The organism is Bradyrhizobium sp. P5_C12 (assembly GCF_054049735.1).
This window is the reverse complement of record NZ_JBFULU010000024.1, coordinates 75,345-98,444: the sequence shown is the minus strand read 5'-3', so window position 1 is coordinate 98,444 and position 23,100 is coordinate 75,345. Positions and strand designations below refer to the sequence as shown.

At 63.0% G+C, this 23,100-nt stretch carries 19 protein-coding genes; 9 read left to right on the top strand and 10 right to left on the bottom strand.

What is annotated here, in order from left to right; all coding sequences use genetic code 11:
* Positions 1-3 precede the first annotated feature (3 nt).
* Both ntrB and ACXJMY_RS21895 read right to left on the bottom strand, forming a co-directional pair.
* Positions 4-900 (bottom strand): nitrate ABC transporter permease, encoded by an 897-nt coding sequence (ntrB, locus tag ACXJMY_RS21900; protein WP_456621420.1) that lies wholly within the window; start codon positions 898-900, stop codon positions 4-6.
* A gap of 58 nt (positions 901-958) precedes the next feature.
* The gene (locus ACXJMY_RS21895; protein ID WP_456621419.1) at positions 959-2,278 is read right to left on the bottom strand and encodes a CmpA/NrtA family ABC transporter substrate-binding protein; all 1,320 of its coding nucleotides are present in this window, start codon (positions 2,276-2,278) and stop codon (positions 959-961) included.
* 675 nt (positions 2,279-2,953) lie between these two features.
* On the opposite strand from ACXJMY_RS21895, the gene ACXJMY_RS21890 reads away from it, so the two are divergent.
* Together ACXJMY_RS21890 and ACXJMY_RS21885 are read left to right on the top strand one after the other, a co-directional pair.
* Positions 2,954-3,793, top strand: coding sequence for a formate/nitrite transporter family protein (locus ACXJMY_RS21890; RefSeq protein ID WP_456621418.1), 840 nt, complete (start codon positions 2,954-2,956; stop codon positions 3,791-3,793).
* Between the two features lie 55 nt (positions 3,794-3,848).
* Entirely contained in the window at positions 3,849-5,585 is a 1,737-nt protein-coding gene (locus ACXJMY_RS21885) for a protein kinase domain-containing protein (RefSeq protein WP_456621417.1), read from the top strand.
* Between the two features lie 157 nt (positions 5,586-5,742).
* Here the strand turns inward: ACXJMY_RS21885 and ACXJMY_RS21880 are convergent, their stop codons facing one another.
* Positions 5,743-5,943 (bottom strand): DUF6494 family protein, encoded by a 201-nt coding sequence (locus ACXJMY_RS21880; RefSeq protein WP_130220955.1) that lies wholly within the window; start codon positions 5,941-5,943, stop codon positions 5,743-5,745.
* A 240-nt stretch (positions 5,944-6,183) separates the two neighbouring features.
* Positions 6,184-6,738 (bottom strand): hypothetical protein, encoded by a 555-nt coding sequence (locus ACXJMY_RS21875; RefSeq protein ID WP_456621416.1) that lies wholly within the window; start codon positions 6,736-6,738, stop codon positions 6,184-6,186.
* A gap of 309 nt (positions 6,739-7,047) precedes the next feature.
* Between ACXJMY_RS21875 and ACXJMY_RS21870 the strand changes: the two genes are divergently transcribed.
* The gene (locus ACXJMY_RS21870; protein WP_456621415.1) at positions 7,048-7,761 is read left to right on the top strand and encodes an imm11 family protein; all 714 of its coding nucleotides are present in this window, start codon (positions 7,048-7,050) and stop codon (positions 7,759-7,761) included.
* 171 nt (positions 7,762-7,932) lie between these two features.
* Here ACXJMY_RS21870 and ACXJMY_RS21865 read toward each other — a convergent pair whose 3' ends face one another.
* Positions 7,933-8,850 carry an intradiol ring-cleavage dioxygenase gene (locus ACXJMY_RS21865; RefSeq protein WP_456621414.1) on the bottom strand — a complete coding sequence of 306 codons (918 nt, stop codon included), beginning with the start codon at positions 8,848-8,850 and terminating at the stop codon, positions 7,933-7,935.
* Positions 8,851-9,026: 176 nt separating this feature from the next.
* On the opposite strand from ACXJMY_RS21865, the gene ACXJMY_RS21860 reads away from it, so the two are divergent.
* Positions 9,027-10,301: a serine hydrolase domain-containing protein gene (locus ACXJMY_RS21860; protein WP_456621413.1), complete on the top strand. Its 1,275-nt coding sequence runs from the start codon at positions 9,027-9,029 to the stop codon at positions 10,299-10,301.
* 51 nt (positions 10,302-10,352) lie between these two features.
* On the opposite strand, the gene ACXJMY_RS21855 is transcribed toward ACXJMY_RS21860, so the two are convergent.
* The 3 genes from ACXJMY_RS21855 to ACXJMY_RS21845 all read right to left on the bottom strand — a co-directional run bounded on the left by ACXJMY_RS21855 (position 10,353) and on the right by ACXJMY_RS21845 (position 13,264).
* Positions 10,353-11,672: a TRAP transporter large permease gene (locus ACXJMY_RS21855; protein WP_456621412.1), complete on the bottom strand. Its 1,320-nt coding sequence runs from the start codon at positions 11,670-11,672 to the stop codon at positions 10,353-10,355.
* Complete coding sequence (locus ACXJMY_RS21850) at positions 11,669-12,184, bottom strand: TRAP transporter small permease (RefSeq protein WP_456621411.1); 516 nt, start codon at positions 12,182-12,184, stop codon at positions 11,669-11,671. Before ACXJMY_RS21850 ends, ACXJMY_RS21855 begins: the two co-directional genes overlap by 4 nt.
* A gap of 81 nt (positions 12,185-12,265) precedes the next feature.
* Positions 12,266-13,264, bottom strand: a complete 999-nt coding sequence (locus ACXJMY_RS21845) for a TRAP transporter substrate-binding protein (RefSeq protein ID WP_456621410.1) — start codon at positions 13,262-13,264, stop codon at positions 12,266-12,268.
* 383 nt (positions 13,265-13,647) lie between these two features.
* On the opposite strand from ACXJMY_RS21845, the gene ACXJMY_RS21840 reads away from it, so the two are divergent.
* Together ACXJMY_RS21840 and ACXJMY_RS21835 are read left to right on the top strand one after the other, a co-directional pair.
* On the top strand, positions 13,648-15,105 hold the full coding sequence (locus ACXJMY_RS21840) for a sensor histidine kinase (protein WP_456621409.1): 1,458 nt from the start codon (positions 13,648-13,650) through the stop codon (positions 15,103-15,105).
* Positions 15,106-15,328: 223 nt separating this feature from the next.
* A complete protein-coding gene (locus ACXJMY_RS21835) occupies positions 15,329-18,145 on the top strand; it encodes a CHAT domain-containing protein (RefSeq protein WP_456621408.1) in 2,817 nt (938 codons plus the stop codon).
* 24 nt (positions 18,146-18,169) lie between these two features.
* Here ACXJMY_RS21835 and ACXJMY_RS21830 read toward each other — a convergent pair whose 3' ends face one another.
* Both ACXJMY_RS21830 and ACXJMY_RS21825 read right to left on the bottom strand, forming a co-directional pair.
* Positions 18,170-18,901 (bottom strand): cytochrome c biogenesis CcdA family protein, encoded by a 732-nt coding sequence (locus ACXJMY_RS21830; RefSeq protein ID WP_456621407.1) that lies wholly within the window; start codon positions 18,899-18,901, stop codon positions 18,170-18,172.
* A 206-nt stretch (positions 18,902-19,107) separates the two neighbouring features.
* Positions 19,108-19,374, bottom strand: a complete 267-nt coding sequence (locus tag ACXJMY_RS21825; RefSeq protein ID WP_456621406.1) for a hypothetical protein — start codon at positions 19,372-19,374, stop codon at positions 19,108-19,110.
* Positions 19,375-19,853: 479 nt separating this feature from the next.
* Between ACXJMY_RS21825 and ACXJMY_RS21820 the strand changes: the two genes are divergently transcribed.
* The 3 genes from ACXJMY_RS21820 to ACXJMY_RS21810 all read left to right on the top strand — a co-directional run bounded on the left by ACXJMY_RS21820 (position 19,854) and on the right by ACXJMY_RS21810 (position 23,052).
* Positions 19,854-20,900, top strand: a complete 1,047-nt coding sequence (locus ACXJMY_RS21820) for a LysR family transcriptional regulator (protein ID WP_456621405.1) — start codon at positions 19,854-19,856, stop codon at positions 20,898-20,900.
* Between the two features lie 29 nt (positions 20,901-20,929).
* Entirely contained in the window at positions 20,930-21,301 is a 372-nt protein-coding gene (locus ACXJMY_RS21815) for a helix-turn-helix domain-containing protein (RefSeq protein WP_014497036.1), read from the top strand.
* A gap of 386 nt (positions 21,302-21,687) precedes the next feature.
* Complete coding sequence (locus tag ACXJMY_RS21810) at positions 21,688-23,052, top strand: L,D-transpeptidase family protein (protein WP_456621404.1); 1,365 nt, start codon at positions 21,688-21,690, stop codon at positions 23,050-23,052.
* The last annotated feature ends 48 nt before the right edge of the window (positions 23,053-23,100 follow it).

Below are 23,100 nucleotides of genomic sequence, written 5' to 3'. Positions count from 1 at the left end.
CCCTCAGTTCATCGCGGTGCCGCGGGTGACGATCTTGCCGAGGCCCGCGATCAGGCGATCGAGCACGAAGCCGATGATGCCGACATAGAACAGCGCCAGGATGATCTCGCTGATATGCGAGGAGTTCCAGGCGTCCCAGATGAAGAAGCCGATGCCGACGCCGCCGATCAACATCTCGGCCGCGACGATCGCGAGCCATGACAGGCCGATGCCGATACGAAGCCCTGTGAAGATGTAGGGCGCGGCCGCCGGGATCATGATCTTGGAGAAGAACTCGAGCGGGTTGAGCTGCACCACCGCCGCGACGTTGCGGTAGTCCTGCGGGATGTTGCGGATGCCGACTGCGGTGTTGATGATGATCGGCCAGATCGAGGTGATGAAGATGACGAAGATCGCCGAGGGCTGGCCGTCGCGGAAGGCGGCGAGCGACAGCGGCAGCCAGGCGAGCGGCGGGATGGTGCGCAGCACCTGGAACAGCGGATCGAGCCCGCGCATCGCCCAGACCGACTGGCCGACCAGCACGCCGAGCGCGATGCCGGCGATCGCGGAGAGCGAGTAGCCCAGCGCGACGCGCTGGAGACTGGCGGACAGATGCCAGAACAGGCCCTTGTCGATGCCGCCATGGTCGAAGAACGGATCGAGGATCAGCTCCTTGGTGTCCTTGAACACCCGCGACGGCGGCGGCAGCGCCGAGCCGGCGCGGCGGCAGACGAGCTCCCACACCAGCGTCAACAGCGCGATCACGACCAGCGGCGGGATGACGCGCACGGCGGTCTCCCTCGCCATCCGCGCATAGGTCTCGGAACGCGGCGGCCGCTTCGGCGTCATCGCGACGACTGGCGCGGCGGCACCCGCGGGCTTCGCGGTCTCAATGTCCATCTTCGTGGCAGGCATGTTCATCGCAATATTTCTCCGGCTCAAGGAAGATGCGGCCGCCCACGGGCGGCCGCTGGCTCCATCAGACTTCGACGCGCTTGATCGCGAGCGACTTCAGATAGGCGGCCGGATTTTCGGGATCGAACACCTTGCCGTCGAAGAAGGTCTCCTTGCCGCGCGAGGTGGAGGCCGGAATGTCTGCGGCTGCAACGCCGAGCGTCTTGGCCGCATCGCGCCACATGTCCTCGCGGTTGACCTTGGCGATCAACGCCTTGGTGTCAAAGCTGGCTTCGTATTTGCCCCAGCGGATGTCCTCGGTGAGGAACCAGAGGTCGTGGCTCTGGAACGGATAGGAGGCGAAGTCGCGCCAGTACTTCATGATGTGCGGAGAATTCTCGACCACCTTGCCGGGGATGCCGTAGTCGAACTTGCCAGCGGTGCGGTCGTAGACGTCCTCGACCGGGCAGTTGATCCACTGCCGCTTGGCCATGATGGTGGCGAGCTCCTGCTTGTTCTCGGCCTTGTCGGCCCATTGCTGGGCCTCCAGCACGGCCATCAGGATCGCCTTGGTGGCCTTCGGATATTTGTCGACGAAGGCAGCGCGCATACCGAAGGATTTCTCCGGATGCTTATTCCAGATCTCGCCGGTGTTGACCGCGGTATAGCCGATGTCCTGGTGGATAAGCTGGAGATTCCAGGGCTCGCCGACGCAGAAGCAGTCCATGGTGCCGACCTTCATGTTGGCCACCATCTGCGGCGGCGGCACAACGATGGTCTCAATGTCCTTGTCGGGATCGATGCCGCCGGCGGCGAGCCAGTAGCGGATCCAGAGGTCATGCGTGCCGCCGGGGAAGGTCATCGCAGCCTTAACGGCCTTGCCGCTGGCCTTCTTCTTCTCCAGCGCCGCTTTGAACGGCGTGGCGTCGGTGCCGAGCTTGAGGTCAGCATATTCCTTGGCGACCGAGATGCACTGCGCGTCGAGATTGAGCCGCGCCAAAATGTACATCGGTGTCGGCTGGTTGTTCTGCGTCACCTTGCCGGCCGAGATCAGATACGGCATCGGGGTGAGGATATGCGCGCCGTCGATGCCGTTGCCTTCCGAGCCGAGCACCAGATTGTCACGCGTGGTGCCCCAGGAGGCCTGCTTCTGCACGTCGACATCGGGCATGCCGTATTTGGCGAACAGGCCCTTGTCCTTGGCGACGAACAGCGGGCCGGCATCGCTCAGCGCAATGAAGCCGAGCTTGGCGCCCTTGACCTCGGGGCCTGCGTCCTGCGCGAACGCGCCGGCGGGGAAATTCAGTTTGGCGGCGGCGAGAAGAGCGGCGGTCGAGCCGGTGACCTTCAACAATTGACGGCGGCTGAGGCCAGTCTCCGAGGGCCGGCGAATGCGCTTGGTCATGGGTTGTGTCGTCCTTTGCGTCGTTGCGAATGATTGCGTCAGTGCGCACGAGCAGCCCGTCCGTCCGTGACGCCGAAAAAGGCGCATGCGGACGCGCGACGGGGAAACCCCCGCCCGGGTGGCGTCAGCAAATTCGGATGAGAAGTCTCGCGGGACGGCTTCAATGGCGTCGCTTGTAACTATTCAAGCTTCATGCCAAGCCCGCCGCCGCCAAAAGGCGTTTCAAATTAATGAGTTAGGGATAGCGCGCCAGACTGTCGCAGGCATGTTCCGCACGCGAAATTTGCGCCTTGCTCAATAATTGTGCGACGCACAAAGCTTGTGCATTCGCTCAAGCAAAAGGCCATCGAGCGCACAAAAGGCAGATCCAGACGAGCATCATCCGATTGATATTGCTTGTTTTTTCTGGCGCAGCCACCCGGCACGCAACTTGCATTTCCAGTGACGTCAACGAAGACTGCGGCTTTGCCGCATTGTTGCAGCCTCTGGCGGCCGCAACCCGGAAGCTCACCTGCTTCGCGGCCCTCCTCGGCTCAGTCGTCGTGACGCGATTCCCAAGGCTTCCAAACCTCTCCAGGCCCTCGTGCGCGGCAGGCCGCCCGCACGGCCAATCACATGCAGCCGCGCTCTCATGGGAGGGCGCGTCGATCTCTCATACGAGCAAAGGGACCATTGATGTCGTATCTCGCGCCTTCGGAATTCGTCACCAAGATGGTGGATGCGGGCGAATCCAAGATCTTCATGTCCACCCGGGATACCATCATCCGGGCCTACATGGCCGGCGCCATCCTCGCGCTGGCGGCCTGGTTCGCCGTCACCATCAACGTGAACACGGGCCAGCCGCTGGTCGGCGCGCTGCTGTTTCCGGTCGGCTTCGTCATGCTGTACCTGCTGGGCTTCGACCTCCTGACCGGCGTGTTCGTGCTCTCGCCGCTCGCGCTGATCGACAAGCGCCCGGGCGTCACCTTTGGCGGCGTGCTGCGCAACTGGGGCCTCGTCTTCGTCGGCAATTTCGCCGGCGCCTTCACCGTGGCCTTCATGATGGCCTTCGTCACGACGTTCGGCTTCACCCAAGACCCCGACAAGGTCGGCGCCGCCATCGGCAACATCGGCGAGGGCCGAACGCTCGGCTATGCCGCACACGGCGCGGCCGGCATGGCGACGCTGTTCCTGCGCGGCATGCTCTGCAACTGGATGGTCTCGACCGGCGTCGTCGGCGCCATGATCTCGACCTCGGTCCCCGGCAAGGTGATCGCGATGTGGATGCCGATCCTGGTGTTCTTCTACATGGTGTTCGAGCACTCCGTCGTGAACATGTTCCTGTTCCCGTCGGGCCTGATGTTGCACGCAAAGTTCTCGATCATGGATTATTTGATCTGGAACGAGATCCCGACCGTGCTCGGCAACCTCGTCGGCGGCCTCGCCTTCACCGGCATGACGCTCTACGCCACGCACGTCATGACCCTGCCGAAGCGCCAGGCCGGCAAGACCACGCAGCCCCGCGTTGCGGCCTGATACGTCTCGACAGGGGAGCCTCGCCCGATCAGGGTGAGGCTCCCCTCGCCCGGTGATGACGATGACCCGCGGTCTTCAGATTTCGGTCGGCCAGCACTCCGACAGGGGTCGCAAGCCCGTCAACCAGGATTTTCACGGCGTCCTGATTCCGGAAGAGCCGCAGCTCAGCCTGAAGGGCATCGCGGCCGTTCTGGCCGACGGCATCTCGAGCAGCACGGTGAGCCAGATCGCCAGCGAGTCGGCGGTCAAGAGCTTCCTGATGGACTATTACTGCACGTCGGAATCCTGGACGGTGAAGACGTCCGCCCGCCGCGTGCTGGATGCGACCAATTCCTGGCTCCACGCGCAGACGCGCAAGAGCCAGTACGCCTATGACCGCGATAAGGGTTACGTCTGCACCCTGAGCGCCATGGTCATCAAGGCCACCACCGCGCACATCTTCCATGTCGGCGACTGCCGCATCTACCGCGTCGCCGGCAAGGCGCTCGAGCAGCTGACCGACGATCACCGGATCATCGTCTCGTCGGAGCAGACCTATCTCGGCCGCGCGCTCGGCATCAATCCGCAGCTCGAGATCGACTACCAGGCGTTCGAGATCGAGGCCGGCGACACCTTCCTGCTCGCAACCGACGGCGCCTACGAATTCGTCGAGCAGCGCTTCATCACCAGCGCTATCGCCGAGCATGCAGCCGAACTCGACGGCGCCGCGAAGGCGATCGTCGAGGAAGCCTACCGGCGCGGCAGCGACGACAACATCACCGTCCAGATTCTCCGCATCGACGCGGTGCCGCAGCGCGAGCCGGCCGGCATTTTCAGTCAGACGTCACAGCTGCCGCTTCCGCCACTGCCGGAGCCGCGGGCGATGTTCGACGGCTACAGGATCGTCCGCGAGATCCACGGCAGCAGCCGCAGCCACATCTATCTTGCCGTCGATACGGAAACCGAGGAACCGGTCGCGCTCAAGCTGCCGTCGATCGATTTGCGCGACAACGCCGCCTATCTCAAGCGCTTCATGATGGAGGAATGGATCGCGCGCCGGATCGACAGCCCGCATGTGCTGAAACCGCTGTCACAGTCGCGGCGGCGCAGCTATCTCTATGTCGCGACCGAATTCATCGAGGGACAGACCCTGCGGCAGTGGATGACCGACAATCCGCGCCCCGATCTCGAGACCGTGCGCGGACTGGTCGAGCAGATCGCCGCGGGCCTGCGCGCCTTCCATCGCATGGAGATGCTGCATCAGGATCTGCGGCCCGACAACATCATGATCGACAAGACCGGCACCGCAAAGATCATCGACTTCGGATCGGTCAGGGTGGCCGGCGTCACCGAGGCCGCGCCGCTAGGTGAGACCGACGAAATCCTGGGAACGGTCCAATACACGGCGCCGGAGTATTTTCTTGGGCAAGGCGGCTCGCCGCGCTCCGACATGTTTTCGCTGGCCGTGATCTGCTACCAGATGCTCACGGGAAAGCTTCCCTACGGCACCCAGATCGCGAAGATCCGGCGAAAATCGGACGTGCGGAGGCTGCAATATCGCCCGGCCGACGACGACCGCAACGTGCCGGCGTGGGTCGACGGCGCGCTCCGGCGCGCGCTGCATCCAGATCCCTACAAGCGGCACGAAGATCTGTCCGAATTCGTCTTCGAGCTGCGCTCGCCCAATCCGGCCTATCTCGACACCCGGATCACGCCGCTCTTGGAGCGCAGCCCGCTGATGTTCTGGAAGCTGACCTCGGCGGCGCTCGCCTGCGCGGTCGTCGTGTTGCTGGCGCTGCTGCACGCGCGTTAGGGCGCAAAGGCGCGGACGTCAGCTTCTGGCGGCCAAGCGGAGACATTATCGTTCGTCAGAGCATTGCCGCTGGTGACCCAAAGCAGTCGTTGCTGGAAGTCAACAGGATTGAATGCTCCACCAAGAGGGCGGCAATGCCGGGGCAGCCGGGACATCGTCAGAGTGCGATTGTTTCCTCGACTACATGTTTCAGCGGCGTCCCCTCAGCGGACAGGGTCATTCGCAGTTTGAGCTTGCCACCTTTCACCGCCCCGCTACGCACCAGGTTCTCAATTTCACGCTGCGATGTAACTCCGACATGCTTCAGAAATTTACGGATAGCCATATTGAAGCGGTCTTCATCGAACTCGGCGGTCATGGCTGTTCTCCCTGGTCGGGCAGGCGAAGTCTAACACGAGGCGAGCAAAGACCAAACATCGAGGCCCAACTCGCGTCGCCGCCGGTTTCCTCCTCAACCTGATTGCCTACAACGTCGGCCCGGAGCGAAGACTACACCTGAGGTTGCAAGGTCGGCCGTTTGAGGTGGACCGGACACGGCTGGCGCTGTCCCCGACCGCCGCTTGTGACCCAAAGGCGACTTCCAGCCTCAAAGCCGGTGTCAGTTTGTGGGGTCGTCTGTTTCGATCATGATCGTGCGGCGCGGCTTGAAAATTCCAGCTCTAGTGGTGACTCCACCCAGCCTCGCGTGATCGGCTCTGATCTCATCCAACCAAGGGGTACTGATAGTCAGTCTAGTCAGCAGCGGCGCGTCGGGTGCTACCTCGATCGTAACGGGTCGCAATTCGATGTTCGCGCCGATCACGCGAGAGAATTCTTCCGGGCAGAGCTGCTGCGCCCGCTCGTAGGGCTGGCCGTGCGGAAACCAGATGAAGGCGGGGTATGAATCGTCGGTTAAGTCGCGCTTGCCGTCGCGCAGATTGGCGAGCGCCGCCGGCTCTTGGCTGAACTTTCCGGGCAGCGAGTCCGCCGTGAGCGACTTTTCGCAAACCAGTCCGTACTGCTTCTTACGCCTGAACCATTCCGTGCCATCGGAAGCCATCGACGCGACCAGCATGCCGTATTGGCCAAGGTCGATGACGGGGGCAACGCCCTTGACGATGGAATAGGTCGTCTTACCGGTTCCCCAGGAGGCCCCCCCGGTCCAGTAGCGCACTGCGATGATGCTGGAGCCAGACCTGACCGCTCCATTGACGCCGACCGAAAAGGACAGCCTGTAGCGAAACGTGACGTCGTCCCCACCCCGCAAGCCGCCAGCAAACCCAGAGCGCCCAGGCCCACAAAGACCGCGGTCAGGCGCATTCCCTCGCGCAAAAGCAAAGCGGCGAGGCCGCTGTAAAGTTTGTGAATGGTCATGGCGCACGTAGTAGCATGGGCACCTTGGACGGATCGTAAACGGTCTTGTTGACTGGGATCACTGCAATGACCGCGAGCGTACAAAGCCGTCAGTCGGCCGGGACGCAAAATGGCACCTACTGACCATCTCGCCGGACGGCATTCTCGTCTGGCTTCATCTAAAGATTGGTCGTCGCAACCTCACGAGGCAAAACAGAAAATGGCGTGGATCATAAGGGGTATGTATGGCAAGTCGGTGATCGGATATTCCGCCGAAGACGCCAACGTTCTAGAAGCTTATTTCGAGAATAATTTCGTTCAGCCGGGGTCGCTGAAGCGAGTATGTTGGAATTGCGGGGTGCCAATTCCCTCCGAGGTGATGCCGCGGCGCGTCAGGCTGGCCAAAGCCAAGACCATGAGCGACTGGATGCTGATGCGTCGAGGAGGCGACTTGGTCAGCTCTCGCGTAAAGGACGCCGTTGAAGAGCTTGACCCCGGGCGGCACCAGTTCTTTCCGGTTATAGTCGAAGACAAGGATGGTAGCGTTCGGGCCGAGCAGCAGCACTTTATCTTCAACGTCGTGGGGCGGATCGATTCGATCATCGCGCAGCGCAGTCATTTCGACGTGGTCGGACAGGCCAACACCGACAATTGGGCTTACAGCAAGCGTGTCGGGCCGTGGCATTGTACGCTAGACGTCTCCGTTATTGACGGGCGGGCATGTTGGGTCGAGCATCGCTATACCGACTGCTGGTTCGTTTCCGATCGATTGGCCGCGATGTTGCGCAAGCGCAAGGTCAACGGAATTAGGCTCGACTTCCACAGCGAAGAAGCGTCACTTTAGTCGTTTCGGCGAATTGCCAGTTGTGCGAACGGTGGCGTACTCGATAGTCCGCTAATGGCCCAACTCGGACCTCCGGGTAGGTCCGCTGTTGCGCCGCTACCGAAAGCACAGCGGACATAGTGGCGCCCCGAGGGCCGCACGGTTTTGAATTTGCGCCCCAACCGAGAACCCTCACGCCGGCTCCTCGGCCTTCACCCCCAGCGGCTTCGGCGCCATGCCGCCGCCGGGCTTGAGGTGGAATTCGTAAGTCATCAAGTGCCACTGCCCGTTTGCCTTGGTGCCGTCGGGCATCGCGGGATCGTTGCGCGGCTCGACCTTGGCGACGAGGTCGTCCTTGACGCCGAACACCACGTCGGAATCGAGATATTTGTCACCGTCCATGAAGACGTGGGTGATCAGCGGCTCGTAACCCTTCGCGTTGACCAGGAAGTGCACGTGCGCGGGGCGCATCGGATGACGCTTGGTCTGCACGATCATCTCGCCGACGGGACCGTCGGTCGGGATCGGATAGCTGCACGGCAAGATGGTGCGGAAGAAGAAGCGGCCGTCGCTGTCGGTGATGAAGCGCGCCCGCGCCGAGGCGCCGACCTCGTCATAGTTCGGCTTCTGTGAATCGTAGAAGCCGTCATCGTCGGCATGCCAGACGTCGACCGGGACATTCGCGAGCGGCTTGCCCTTGAGATCGGTGACGCGGCTCTGCACGAACATCCGCTCTCCGGTCTGATTGTTCGGCGAGATGTCGGTGCCGTGCGCGGTGACCTTGTGCTCGCCGACATAGAACGGGCCGAGCACCGTGGTCTGGGTGGCGCCTTCGCGGTCGCGGTGGTTGACCGCGTCGACCAGCATGGAGACGCCGAGCACGTCGGACAGGAGAATGAATTCCTGGCGGGTGTCGGTGCATTTCTGGCCGGTGCGGGTCAGGAAATCGATGGCGTATTCCCATTCCTCGAAGGTGAGACCGGTCTTGCTCACGTAATCGTGCAGCGACTTCACCAGTTCCTGGAGCAGGAATTTCGCGCGCGGGTTCGGCGTGTTGTCGAAGCTCTTGACGACGGCTTCGGTGAGCTCGGTCTCGTTGAACTGGGTCATGGTGCGTTTGCCTTAAGTTTTTCTCGTTGGCCCCTTTTGAGATTCCTTGGGGCTCCCTGGACGTGTTCCAAGGTGGAGCCTACACCAGTCGGCGGGGCCGCGTTAAGCGCGACCGGCTTGGAATGGGGCCGTCATTTCGGCTATCACCTTGTCGAGAAACTGCCCCGGAGGAACCGATGCTCGCCCCCAGCCCCGCCTCGCCCGAATCCGTCGGCCTGTCCAAGGCCGCGCTCGACCGCGTCGATGCACACCTGAGGAACCGGTACATCGATGCCGGACGCTTCCCGGGCGCGCATCTCCTGGTCTACCGCCGCGGCAAGGTCGCGCACAGCTCGGTCCAGGGCTTTGCCGATCTCGAGCGCAAGCTGCCGGTCAAGGACGACACCATCTACCGCATCTATTCCATGACCAAGCCTCTCACCTGCGTCGCCTTCATGATGCTGGTCGAGGAGGGCCTCGTCGCCATCGACGAGCCCGTCGCCAGATACATTCCGGAATGGAAGGATCTCGGCGTGTTCGTCGCCGGCACCGCGCCATCCTTCCTGACCCGGCCGCCGACCCGGCCGATGCTGATCGTCGACCTGCTGCGCCACACCTCCGGGCTGACTTACGGCTTCCAGCAGCGCTCCAATGTCGATGCCGCCTACCGGACGGAGAAGATCGGCGAGGTCGAGAAATCCGGCACGCTCCAGACCATGATCGAGGGCCTCGCAAAAATCCCGCTGGAATTCTCGCCGGGCGAAGCCTGGAACTACTCGGTCGCGACCGACGTGCTCGGCTATCTCATCGGCAAAATCTCGGGCATGCCGTTCGAGCAGTTCCTCAAGGCACGCATCCTCGATCCGCTTGGCATGACCGACACCGACTTCCACGTGCCGGCCTCGAAGGCGCATCGTTTCGCCGCCTGCTATTCGGCGGACCCGGGCGGCGGCATGACCTTCCATGCCGGCCAGCGCCGCGAGGGGTTGACGCTCCAGGACGATCCGGCGACGAGCTCGTTCCTGTCCCCGCCCTCCTTCATCTCCGGCGGCGGCGGCCTGTGCTCGACGGTCGCCGACTATCTCACCTTCTGCCGCGCGCTGCTCAATGGCGGCGAGCTCGGCGGGATCAGGCTGATCGGGCCGAAGACGCTGGCATTGATGACGACCAACCACATCCCGGGCGGCCGCTTCCTCCCCGAGGTATCGCGCTCGCTGTTCTCGGAGGCGACCTATAACGGCATCGGCTTCGGGCTCGGCTTCGCCGTGACCATGCGCCCGGCCGAGACGCTGATCGCCGGCAGCCCCGGCGAATACAATTGGGGCGGCGCGGCCACCACCTCGTTCTGGATCGACCCCGCCGAGGAGCTGATCGCGATCTTCATGACGCAGGTACTCCCGTCCAGCGCCTATCCGATCCGGCGCGAGCTGCGCAGCATGGTCTATGCCGCGATCACCGAGAGCAATCTGTGACCAATTGAATCGATCCCGCGGCCGTCGGCCGCGGGATCGCGATATCGGGCCTTATCTGAGCATCTCCGGCACGATCAGCCGCGGCAGGAACAACGAGACCTCGGGCCAGATGATCAATGCGGCCAGCACCAGCAGCATCGGGACCAGCATGATGGCCGTATCCTTCAGCGCATAGCGCAGCCGCACGCCGGCGATCGAGCAGGCGATCATCAGGCACAGGCCATAGGGCGGCGTGACCAGCCCGAACGCCAGCGAGACGATCGAGATGATGGCAAACTGCACGGGATGCAGGTCGACCGATTTGGCCAGCGGTTCGAGAACGGTACCGACGATGATGATCGCCGGAATGGCGTCGAGAAAACAGCCCACCACCAGAAAGCAGAAGGCGATGAAGAAACCCGCCGCGGTCGCGCCCATGCCCCAGGTCGAGACGTTGGCCAGCAGTTCCTGCGGGATCTTGTAATAGGCCAATAGCCAGCCGAACGCGCTCGCGGTGCCGACGCAGAACAGCGCGACGCCGGCCAGGCGTCCGGTGTCGAGCAGCGCCTTGTAGAGTTCGCGCGCCCCGGTTTCACGGTAGAAAAACGTCGACAGCGCCACGGAATACAGCACCGCGACGCAGGCGGATTCGGTCGCGGTGAACCACCCGAGCAGGATGCCGCCGACGATGATGAACGGCGTCATCAGCGCCGGTATCGACCGCCAGATGGCGCAGCGCATATCGACCCAGCTGTCTTTCGGGTAGGTCGGATAGCCGCGGCGCACGGCATAGACATGCACCGTCGCCATCTGCGCGCCTGCGATCAGCAGGCCGGGCACGATGCCTGCGAGGTACATCGCGGCGATCGAAGTCGAGATCAGCCCGCCCCACACGATCATCAGGATCGAGGGCGGGATGATGACGGCGAGCACGGCCGACACCGCGGTGATGGCGATGGAGAACGAGAGGTCGTAGCCCTCCTTGGTCTGGGCATCGATGAAGATCTTGGATTGGCTCGCCGCGTCGGCGGTGGAGGAACCGGAGATGCCGGCAAAGAACACCGACAGCACGACATTGATCTGCGCCAGCGATCCCGGCCAATGCCCGACCATCGAGCGCGACAACGCGACCAGGCGGTCGGTGATGCCGCCGATGCTCATCAGGTTGGCGGTCAGCAGGAAGAACGGCACCGCCAGCAGGATGAACGAATTGTAGGCGTTGAAGGTCTCCTGCGCGAGCGTCATGATCGACAAATGCGGCTCGATCAAAAGGATCGGCACACAGGCAAGGCCGAGCGCAAAGGCGACCGGCACGCGAATGATGAGCAGGCCGATGAAAACCCCGAACAGGACCAGTGCGGCCTGCCCGGCAGAAAGAACATTCCCACTCATGGTTTTGCCCCAAGCAGAATCCGCATCTCGTCGACGATCTGTTCGCCCGCAAATATGATCCACGTCACCCCGGCCACCGGCCAGGCGACGTGGATCATCCAGAGCGGCAGATCGGCCAGTTCAGACGTACGGTTCCAGGCGAACCGCGTGAATTCGAGCCCGCCCCACACAAACACCAACGCCATCGCCAGCACGCCGAGCCGGGCGAGAATCCGCACCATGGCCTCGCTTCGGCGTGACAGGTCAGGCCAGATGTCGACCTCGAAATGCTGCGACTCTCTGATGCCGACCATGGCGCCGATCATGATGGTCCAGACGAACAGGAAGCGCGCCATCTCCTCCGTCCAGATGTAGGAGGGAATGAGTGGGGTGTAGCGCGATATGATCTGCAGCGTCACCGGGATGACGAGAATGCCGACACAGGCCGCGAGCAGGATTTCGAGCAATTTCGCATAGGCCGCCGTCGCTCGGCGCCATAGCGACGGGGTCGCCGCAACAGGTATTTCGGTCATTGGAGCTCCGCGGTGGCAATCATCACCAAAGGGGCAAGCCGCAAGGCTTGCCCCGATATTCCGTCGGTCGACATGGAGCGGTCAGGCGACGTTGATCTTCTCGAAAATGCCCTCCGCGCCGATTTCCTTGGCGTAGGTGGCCATCACGGGATCGGCGAGTTTCTTCATGGCGTCCCGCTCCTCGAACGGAACGCGCTTGAGCTTGCCGGCCTTCTCGAGCGTGTCGAGCTTGACGACCTCTTCGCTCGACTCGAGCTGACGGCCGTAGTCGCCAGCCTCCTTGCCGGCCTTCATGATCGCGTCCTGCAAGTCCTTCGGCAACGTCTTCAGCGTCTTCACCGAGAAGCAGATCGGCCGGATCGACACGGCGTGCTGGGTCAGGTTGAGATGCGGGGCCACTTCGTAGAACTTCATCGCCTCGACGCCGGCGGCCTCGTTTTCACCGGCCGAGATCACGCCGTTCTGGATCGCGTTGTAGATTTCGTTGTAGGCGATCACCGTCGGGCTCATGCCGACGGCCGCGAAGGTCTTCGACCAGATCGGCGCGCCCTGCACGCGGACCTTGAGGCCCTTGAGATCGGCCAGATTCCTGAGCGGCTTGTTGGCGAAGATGTTGCGGATGCCACCGCCGGAATAGCCGATCAGAACGACCTCGGCTTTCGCCGCGACCTCGTCGGCGATCGGCGCCAGGATATTGGCTTCGACGACCTTGTTCATGTGCTCGATGCCCTTGAACACGAAGGGCGCATCGATGAACGGGGCCGCCTTGGCGAAGGTCGACATGTGGGCCGGCGAGACGATGCCGTAATCGACCGCCTTGCCCTGCGACATGTACTCGAAATACTGCTTCTCGAGGCCGAGCGAGGAGTTCCTGTGCAGGGTGAAGTTGACGGGCTTGCCGTAGTACGTCTTGACCAGCTCTTCGAACCGGAGCAGTGCCCGGTTGAAGGCGTGGTCGTCGTTGAACTGGACCGCGCCGTTCAGCGTGATCGGCGCCTGTGCCCTGAGGATCGACGGCATGCCAATCGTGGCCGCCGCAGTGGTCGCACCGATACCAGCGAGAAATGATCTTCGCTTCATCGTCTCCCCTCCCTTTGATGCTCCGGCCCTGTAGCCGGGCCGTGAGCGCAGCCGGCATGCGGCCAGCGTTCGCGGAGGGTATGAAAAACTGCGGCGGGACGGAAGCCAATTCGGATGCGTGGTCCGGACAATGATGAGCTCTCGACTGATACAGTTCGACGCAGGACCCGCACTCACGCCATCTATTGCACTGCAACCTTCACCTCTTGGATGCGCCTCCGGCGGCCCGGAACGGGTGCGGTCCATGACCAATTGTGCAGTGGCGCAATCACGGTGCTGCTTTATGCTCGGCTCATCCGGCGCCGTCGCGCCGGCTCCTAGGGCATTCGCGTTTGTCAAAGCTCACCCTGCCGGTCCGACTCGCTCTCCTGGTGGCGGGAACGATGCTGCCCCTGATCGTGTTCGCCGTCGGCATTGCCGTCTACAATTACAAGCAGGACCGCAGCGACGCGACGCGCCGCGTGCTGGAGAACGTGCGCAGCATGCGTCTCGTGCTGGACTCCGAGGTGCAGCGGATGACCGGCGGCCTCCAGGTCCTTGCGCTGACGAATTCGCTGCGCAACGACGACTTCCGGAACTTTCGCCGCATCGCGCTCGGCTTTCTCGACCAGTATGGCAAGGGCGGCCTCGTGCTGATCTCCGACCGCAAGGGCCGGCTGTTGTTTTCCTCGGCCACGGAAGACATTGCGAGCCTGCCTCACCGCGCCAATCTGGAGATCGTCGAGAGGGTCTTCTCGACCAAGGCGCCGCAATATTCCGACCTGTTCACCGGCGCGATCAATCGGCGCCAGATTATCACCGTCGAGGTTCCGGTGTTGCGCAACGGCGAGGTGATCTACGACCTCTGCTTCAGCCCGCCGATCGGCATCTTTCAGGATCTGGTGGAGAGGCAGCGGCCCGACCAGCAATGGACGGTGTCCCTGCTCGACGCCAAGGGCACCGTGTTCGCGCGCGCGCCCAACCCCAGTGAAACGTTCGGCAAGCGCGCTTCGCCCTCGCTTTACGCCGAGATGTTCCGCAATGACGAGGCATCGCTCCCGACCGTGTCGCTCGACGGCGTCGCGCTCGCCGCCGCCTACACCCGATCGCGGCTGACCGGCTGGACCGTCGCCGCCGGCGTCGCCGAGAGCTCGCTGGTCGCACCGCTCTGGCGCAACATCGCGATCACCAGCCTGATCGGCGGCATTTTGCTGCTGACCGGCCTGACCTTCGCGGTGCGGATGGCGACCGCGATCGCGCGCGGCGAGATGCTGCACGATCTCCTGATCGAGGAGCTCAACCACCGCGTCAAGAACACGCTGGCGCTGATGCAGGCGATCGCGGTCCAGACTTTCCGCAGCGCGAGCCGCGACGAGCGGACCAAGTTCGAGGGCCGTCTCGGCGCACTCGCCGAGGCGCATAACCTTCTGAGCGAGGAGAAATGGCAGGGATCCGAGCTGAAGGACGTGGTGACCCGGGTGCTCCAGCCCTTCCTGCCCGCGAACTCCGGACGCATCCGCATGACCGGCCCCACGGTACCGCTGTCGCCGCGGCTTGCCGTGGTGCTGTCGATGATCGTGCATGAATTGGCGACCAACGCCGCGAAATACGGCGCGTTGTCCAACGAGAGCGGCCGGGTGATGCTGGAGTGGGAGGTCATCGCCGACGTGCCGAAGCCGCGGCTGCGCCTGATCTGGACCGAGATCGGCGGCCCGCTGGTCACGGCACCGGTGCAGCGCGGCTTCGGCTCGCGCCTGATCGAGCGCAGCGCGCGCGACCAGCTTGGCGGCGAGGCGACCGTCGACTTCCTGCCGCGCGGCGTCGTCTGCACGATCAGCTTCGCGCTGGACGACGTGCGCTGAACGGACTGAAGGACTCTTAGGGGCGACACCAACCGCTCATGGCGACCGCTGGCGCAAGCCGAACGGTTGGCAGCGCCAGGCATCCAGTCTACCATCAAGCGTTTTTATTTTGATTTGGCGGGGACCTATGCGTCGCTTTTCGTCGTTGGGGCTGTTGTGCCTCCTGCTTTGCTCACTTTGCTCTCTTCCTTCACGTGCCGCCGAAGGAGACCTGCAAAAGCTCTTGCGCCTCTACCAGGAGGCCATGGCCGATGGAAGATACGTACAGGCCATCGAGTATGCGAAGACGTGGCAAGCCATCGCGTTGCCGCGCACGAACAAGAAATATCCACCCACCGCCGTCCGCGCCGTTTCCGAAGACAACATCGCCCGGGCGTATCTCCAGCTCGGCGACTACAGCAAGGCCGAAGAATTATCGCGCAGCGCCATCAGGAACGGAGAGCAGGCGTTCGGCGCCGACAATCCCATGATCGGGGAGATCCTTGCCGGTCTCGGCAACACGCTGAACCTGACCGGCGACTATCAAGAGGCCTTGAAGATTCATCTTCGCAGCCTCGAGCTGTTCGGCCGCACGACGCAAGGCAAGGAGTACAAGAACTTCGCGCTAGCGCAGACGTATTCGAATCTCGGCAATGTCTACAGCAACCTGGGCCGCTGGAAAGAGTCCGAGGAAGCATACAACGCCGGACTGACGGTTATGAGCGCGGTGTCGAAGATCCGGCCCGGAAGCTACAATCCGGAGACAAGCCTTGCCGCGACGGAAACTGTCCGCGGCAGGAACGATCGCATGGTGACGATGCTCATGAACAATCTCGGCTCACTCCTCAGAGAGGAGGAGCGTTACGAGGAAGCGGAGACGTTGCTCAAGCGGGCGCTGGCCATGGACGAGACCATCAAGGGACCCAATCACCCGGATCTGGCCAATCCATTGCAGAACCTCGCCGTCGTTTATACGGAGCTGAGAGAGTTCGACAAAGCCGCCCCGTTATTCCGCCGGGCATCGCGGATCGGAAACAACCCGACTGCCATGGCGAGGGCGGCGCTGGGCATGGGCAAGCTGGAGAAGCTGCGCGGCAACATGGATGCTGCTCAAGGGGAGTATCTCAAGTCATTGGACTACTTTGGGCAGGCTTTTGGGATGTCTTCCTTCATCCGGTGCGCGCCGCTGCTTCCGCTTGGTCAGATCGCATTGGCGTCCGGGAAATATTCACAGGCCGAGAGATATGCCGGGCAATGCCTGGAGCTCATCAAGGTGCCGGACACCGAACGTGAACTCTACATCGCCGAGGCCTATGAGATCATGGCGGGCGCCTCGTTGAAGCGAGGTGATCTCACTGATGCGATCGAGCGCTCGCGAAAGTCGATCGAGATCCGCCAAAGATTGCGCGACCATGTTGGGGGCGACACGATCACGGAAGGCGTGGAGAAGCATCTCGCCTTGCTTGAACAAGGGCGTGATGCGAACGTCGCCGGTGGCCCGGCGCGACTGTCCGCCGAGGCTTTCGAGGCTGCGCAGTTGCCGCTCCGCTCGACGACCGCGGCGGCACTGCAGTCGATGGGGCAGCGAGCGGCTGCCGGCTCTCCCGAGCTCGCCGGCCTCGTTCGCTCGGAGCAGGATCTGAACGGCGAGGTCGAGTCTCTGAGAAAGAGACTGGCCGATGGACTGGCCAGATCCGAGACGGAACGCAATGCCGCACTCATCGCTCAACAGCGGCAAACACTGGCAGCGAAGGAGGCCGAGCTCAACAGGATCAAGAGCAGCATCGCCGCCAAATCCCCGTCCTTTGTCGAGCTGACGTCGACCAGCGTTGTGAAGGGTGCTGAGGCGCAGCAACTTCTTTCCCCCGATGAAGCACTCGTGTTCTGGTCGCTGGGCCAGAGCAAGGGATATGTATTCGCGGCAACCAGGGAGCAGTTGATCTGGAAGAGCATCCCGCTCAGCCGAAGTGCCGCGGCTCAGAGGGTTGCCAGCTTCCGCAAGGGCCTCGGTGTGGATGACACGGAGATCTTCGATCTCGCCCGGGCCTTTGAACTCTACCGCGACCTGTTCGGCGCCCTTGACGAGCTGATCAAGGACAAGCGGCACTGGATCCTCGTTCAGAGCGACGTCCTGAGCGCGCTGCCGATGCATCTGCTGCTGACCGAGAGTCCTGCCATGACGGCCAAGTCTCGCGAGGACTTGGCAGCCTACAAGGACGCGCCATGGCTGATGAAGCGCAATGCCACCAGCGTTCTTCCGTCGGTCTCCGGCCTCAAGGCGCTCCGGTCTGCGCAGGAGCGTTCTGCGGCGGCCAAGACGATGGTCGGTTTTGGCGACCCGATCTTCAATGCCGAGCGGGAATCCGCCAGCACACGCGCCGCCTCGCGGTCGATGGCTGTTCCGTACACGTCCTTCTGGAGTGGCGCGGGCGTCGATCGCGCAAAGCTGGCCACGGCTCTGCCGCGCCTGGCCGATACGGCAGACGAGCTGACGACGATTGCCGGCACTCTGAACGTTCCACGGAGCGATATTCACTTGCGGAAGGAGGCAAGCGAGACGCTGGTCAAGAAATTGAATCTGTCGGAGTTCAAGATTGTCTATTTTGCCACGCATGGCCTGGTCGCCGGAGATGTCAAGGGTCTGGCCGAACCTTCCCTTGCCCTCACGATTCCCGGGGAATCGTCGGATCTCGACGACGGTCTCCTCACATCCAGCGAGGTGGCGCAACTCAAGTTGAACGCCGATTGGGTCGTTCTGTCGGCATGCAACACGATCGCTGGGGACAAGCCTGGCGCGGAGGCCCTGTCGGGGCTTGCTCGTTCGTTCATGTATGCCGGCGCGCGGGCATTGCTGGTATCGCATTGGCCGGTGGAGTCCGCTGCGACGACCCGGCTGACGACAACGGCCTTTGACCTGCTGAAGAACAAGCCGGAGCTGGGGCGCGCTGGAGCGATGCGTGCCGCCATGCTGGCCTTCCTGGAAAACCCGACCGCGGCTGAGGCTACCCATCCCGCCTACTGGGGGCCATTCGTCGTCGTCGGAGAGGGCGGAAGCAGATAGCGCTCGAGAGAGCCGCTATCCGCTCTAGCCGATCGTCTGCAACGCCGGGAACGTCTCGAGCAACCAGATGCTCACATTCGACACCGCGCCGGTGAGAAAGCCGATGCCGGTGATCACCATCAGCACGCCCATGGCGCGCTCGACATTGACGAGTTGGCCCTTCATGCGGGCGAACAGCGCCGAGAACTGCTCGATCATCAGGGCGGCGATCAGGAAGGGAATGCCGAGGCCTGCGGAATAGACCGCAAGCAGCCCTGCGCCCCTCGTCATCGTGGCTTCGGCTGCCGCGATCGAGAGGATCGCAGCCAGGATCGGGCCGATGCAGGGGGTCCAGCCGAAGGCGAAGGCGAGCCCCATGATGTAGGCCCCCCAGAGGCCGACGGGCTTGGGAATCGGCATCCGTCCTTCGCGCATCAGCAGGCCGATCCGCGTCAGTCCCAGGAAGTGCAGACCCATCACGATGATGACGATGCCGGCCAGGATCGACAGCTCCGCCGACCAGGCACGGATCAGCCCGCCGATCAGCGAGGCGCTGGCGCCGAGTGCCACGAACACCGTGGAGAAGCCGAGCACGAACAGGAGCGCCGACATCATGATCGCGCGCTTGGAGGCCGAGGCCGGCTCGTCGCTCTCGACATGCTCGATCGTGGCACCCGTCAGATAGATCAGATAGGGCGGGACCAGGGGCAGGACGCAGGGAGAGAGGAAGCTGACGAGGCCGGCAATCAGCGCCGCCGGGATCGAAACATGTTGCATGATGAAGTCGGAGCCATCTCATGCTCCGGGGCGGCGCGCGAGAGTGCACGCCGCATCGGAGCCGAACCGGCTCTGGTGTAACCGATACCGGGGAATGCGCAACTGAGGCGCTGGAAACCAAGGCTCCGCCCGATGCCGTCTGCAATCACAGATGCGGCATCGGGACGCGCACAAATCTCGCGCGAGCGCGAGGTCGGGCGGCGCGGCTACTTCACCACGCGGAGCAGCGGACGCCGGGGCTGGTCCTGCGTCTGCTTGGAAGGTGGCTGCGGTTCGCTGGCAGCGCCCCGCAGCATTTCGTCGCACAGTGCCTTGAGATCGGCACTGTCAATTCCTTTGAGCCTCATCCGCACGTCGAGGATGACGATGGACAGTAGCTCGGCCGACTCACGGCTGTTGGCCTCGTTGAGAACCCTGCGGCACTCCTCGAGCGTTTCCAGCACCGACTGCAATTGTTCGTCTGAATGCGACACCGGCGTTCTTTCCGTTAATTCGGCCTGCGAGAAATGCTTGTGACGATCCCCTTGGCCCCCATACGGAGCCGAGGATAGCACGAGGAGTCCGTGCCTTCGAATACGATTTCAGTTTGTTTCTGCGTTGAAACCGCGGTTCCAACCAACGTGGCTCCGCGGCGCGAGCGGCGAAGATCGAAGCAGTCAAAGGCAAAATGCTTGTCGAGACGCGAATGATCTAGTCCGCAACGCTGCGCGAAATCTCGCGCGCCGCCATCCGGTCCAGACAGACCCGGCAATCCCGCAGCCAATTCAAGGCTCGCAACGGAACGCACGCGTACCCCTCTTCCAGGCGATAACTCGCCCGATTCCCAGACCCCGGCACACTCCAATACCACTCTAGCACGCTAAGGATGACGTTCAAAACTCGCCAATCCCCAACCCGTCGTGGTTGTGGTTTGCGCTAGATTCTGCCAGTTTAGCGCCCAGAAGGGACTTGTATGCACTCCTTGGCGGAAAGGGGCGTTCCACTGGAGGAACGCCCAAAGACAAATCTCAGCGGCCTCTCCGATTGGGACGCGGCCCGGATATTTTTGGAAGTCGTCAGATGCGGCAGTTTCCGCTCGGCGGCCGAACGCCTGTCGCTGTCGATCAACGCTGTCCGCCGGCGAATCGACGATTTCGAGCGCCAGACCGGCACCACGCTATTCACCCGTGACGTCCACGGCACCCACCTCACCGACGATGGCGCGCTGGTCGTCTCCGCCGTCGAGCGGATGGAAGCGGCGACCTTCGATGTCCTGCGCGCCAGCGATTCGATGGCCAACGCCCTGTCCGGCGAGGTCCGGGTCGCGATCACCGAGGGGCTCGGGACATTCTGGCTCGCCCCGCGGCTGGTCGAATTCCAGCAGGCCTACCCGAAGATCCTGGTCGACCTGCATTGCGCGATGCGCTCGGCCGACGTCTCCCGCCACGAGGCCGACGTCGCCATCCATCTGTCGCGGCCGTCCGCGCTCGACATCAAGCTGGTGCGGCTCGGCCGCATGCATCTGATGTTCTGGGCTTCCGAGAAATACATCGCAAAGCATGGCGCGCCGCGCTCCGCGGTGGAATTGATCAAGCACCGCCTGGTGCTGCAATTCGCCGACCAGCTCGCCGCCAAGGAATCCTTCGAGAGCTTCTTCCCGGGCGTTTCGGAACGTGACCTTCTGGTCATGAAGACCAACGTCTCAAGCGCCAACTACTGGGCTGTCGCGAATGGCGCCGGAATCGGCGTATTCCCGAGCTACGCCATTGCGCTTGGCGGGAAGTTGATTCCACTGGAGGTCGAGCTGAACAGACCGCTGGATATCTGGCTGTCCTACCATCCCGGTAGTGGCCGGATTCCGCGCGTGCGGCACATGATTGACTGGCTGATCGAGGCCTTCAATCCGGCGCGATTCCCGTGGTTTAAGGAAGAATTCGTGCATCCGCATGAATTCAAGGACGAGTATATGGGCGAACCCCTGACCCAGCTCTTCGGGGGATTTTCAACCGAAGAACGATGAGAAAAACTATGAAGACAGCGGCGAAAAGAATGAAGCAGCGCAGTGCCGGCAAGCCGGACATTGAGCTGGGCAAGCGGATTCGTCTGCGGCGCGTCGAGATGAAGATCTCGCAGGCCGAGCTCGGCGAGAAGCTCGGTGTCAGCTTCCAGCAGGTCCAGAAATACGAGAAGGGCGTCAATCGCGTTGGCGCAGCTCGGCTTCAGCAGATCGCTACCGCGCTCGATGTGCCCGTCACCTTCTTCTACGACGGCGACAACAAGGCGCGCGAAGTCGAGAGCCTGCTGTTCCTCGATAGCGCCTTCAGCCTCCGGCTGCTGCGCGCCTACAGCAAGATCAAGGATCAGACGGTGCAACGTCAGCTCGTCTCGCTGATGGAATCGATCGCGGCGAACGAAGCCTGAGATCGATCGACGGTCTGGCCGCTACGGCCGATGTTCAATCCGCCGCGCCGCGGGGGCGCGGCCGGATTGGACGAGGTTCCGGCCCGTGCGTTCTCCGCGCGCGGCCTTGGCTTTCGGGGCGGCCTGACCGCCCCTTTTTTTTCTTCAATTTTCTCTTGGCCATTTGCCGCCTTCGTCGCGGTTTTCGCGAACCCATCCCGGCCTTGTTGCGACCCAATCGAGAGGCGCCGCATCGGACGCGCGGCGCTCTCGATGCGCTGTGCTTAAGGGGGCGGCAATCCTGAGGCGCTAGCCTGCCGCCAATTTTCGCGAATCGGCGCGGCGGCTGGGAATTGCCAATACGAGTGCCCGCCCGGGCCTCGTCCTTGTGGGGGAAGATAAGACCGATGTCGAAGCGCCATGCCGTGATCATTGCCAAGATCGTTTCGGTGGGCCTGTTCGCCAGCGCCACCGCGTTTGCGCAGACCGAGACCATTGGACAGGCCGGCCCCAAACCGGCGACTTCGGCCGGCACGGTGCCGGCTGCCGCCAATCCGGCTCATACGGCCGCGCCGAAGGCTGCCGCCTCGCCCGTGTCGACGCCGGAGGGCCGCTCGGCCGCGGCGCTCGCGCTGACGCACGAGCCGACCTATGACGAAGGCAGCGCGCAGCGGATCAAGGATGCGGCGTTCAGCTATTCCGATCTTGCGGTGCGCGGCGGCTGGCCGGCGATCCCGGCCGACGCCAAGTTCGCGCCCGGCGTCGAGGGCGCAAACGACGAGTTGCTGCGCAAGCGGCTGATCGTCTCCGGCGATCTCGCCGCCGACAAGGCGAGCGGCGCCTTCGACCAGGATCTGGCGGACGCCGTGAAACGCTTCCAGGCGCGCCATGGCCTGGCTACGACCGGCACCGTGACGCCGCGCACGATAGCGGCGATGAACGTCTCCGTACAGAAGCGCATCCGGCAGCTGGAGGCTTCGCTCCAGCGGCTCGAGAACATGAATTTCGGCTTCGGCCAGCGCTATGTCGTGGTCAACATCCCCGCCGCCTTTGCCGAAGCGGTCGAGAACGATGTGGTGGTGCGGCGCTATCGCGTCATCGTCGGCAAGACCGAAAAGCCATCGCCGACGCTGACCGCGCAGATCAGCAGCGTCGTCCTCAATCCGACCTGGACGGTGCCGTCCTCGATCGCCAAGACCGAAATCTCGGCGCATATGCGCAAGGATCCGACCTACCTCTCGCGCATGCACATGGAGGTGCTCGACGCTCACGACAATCCGATCGATCCGCATTCGGTCGACTGGTCGGGCACGCACACGCCGAACTTCACCGTGCGGCAGCAGAACGGCACCTTCAACGCGCTCGGCGCCGTCAAGATCGACATGCCGAATTCCTATTCGGTCTACATGCACGACACCAACCAGCGCAATCTGTTCAGCGACGACTACCGCTTCGATTCCCACGGCTGCTCGCGCGTCGACAATGTGCGCGATCTCGCCGCCTGGCTGCTGAAGGACCAGCCGAAATGGACCCGCGCCGCAATCGACGCCGAAATTGCCACCGGCCAGCATCTGGAGGTCGCCATGGCGAGGAAGGTGCCGGTGGCCTGGATCTATCTCACGGCGTGGATGACCAAGGATCAGACCGTCCAGTTCCGCAACGACGTCTATAACCAGGACGAGCAACTGCTGGAGGCCACGGCCGAAGAGGCGGCGTTTTTCAGCAATGCCGCCAACCATCCTCTGACCTCGCACATGCATGTAACGCAGTAGGCGCTTCTCGCGCCATGCAATCGCGGCACAGGCGGATGCTAAGCCCCT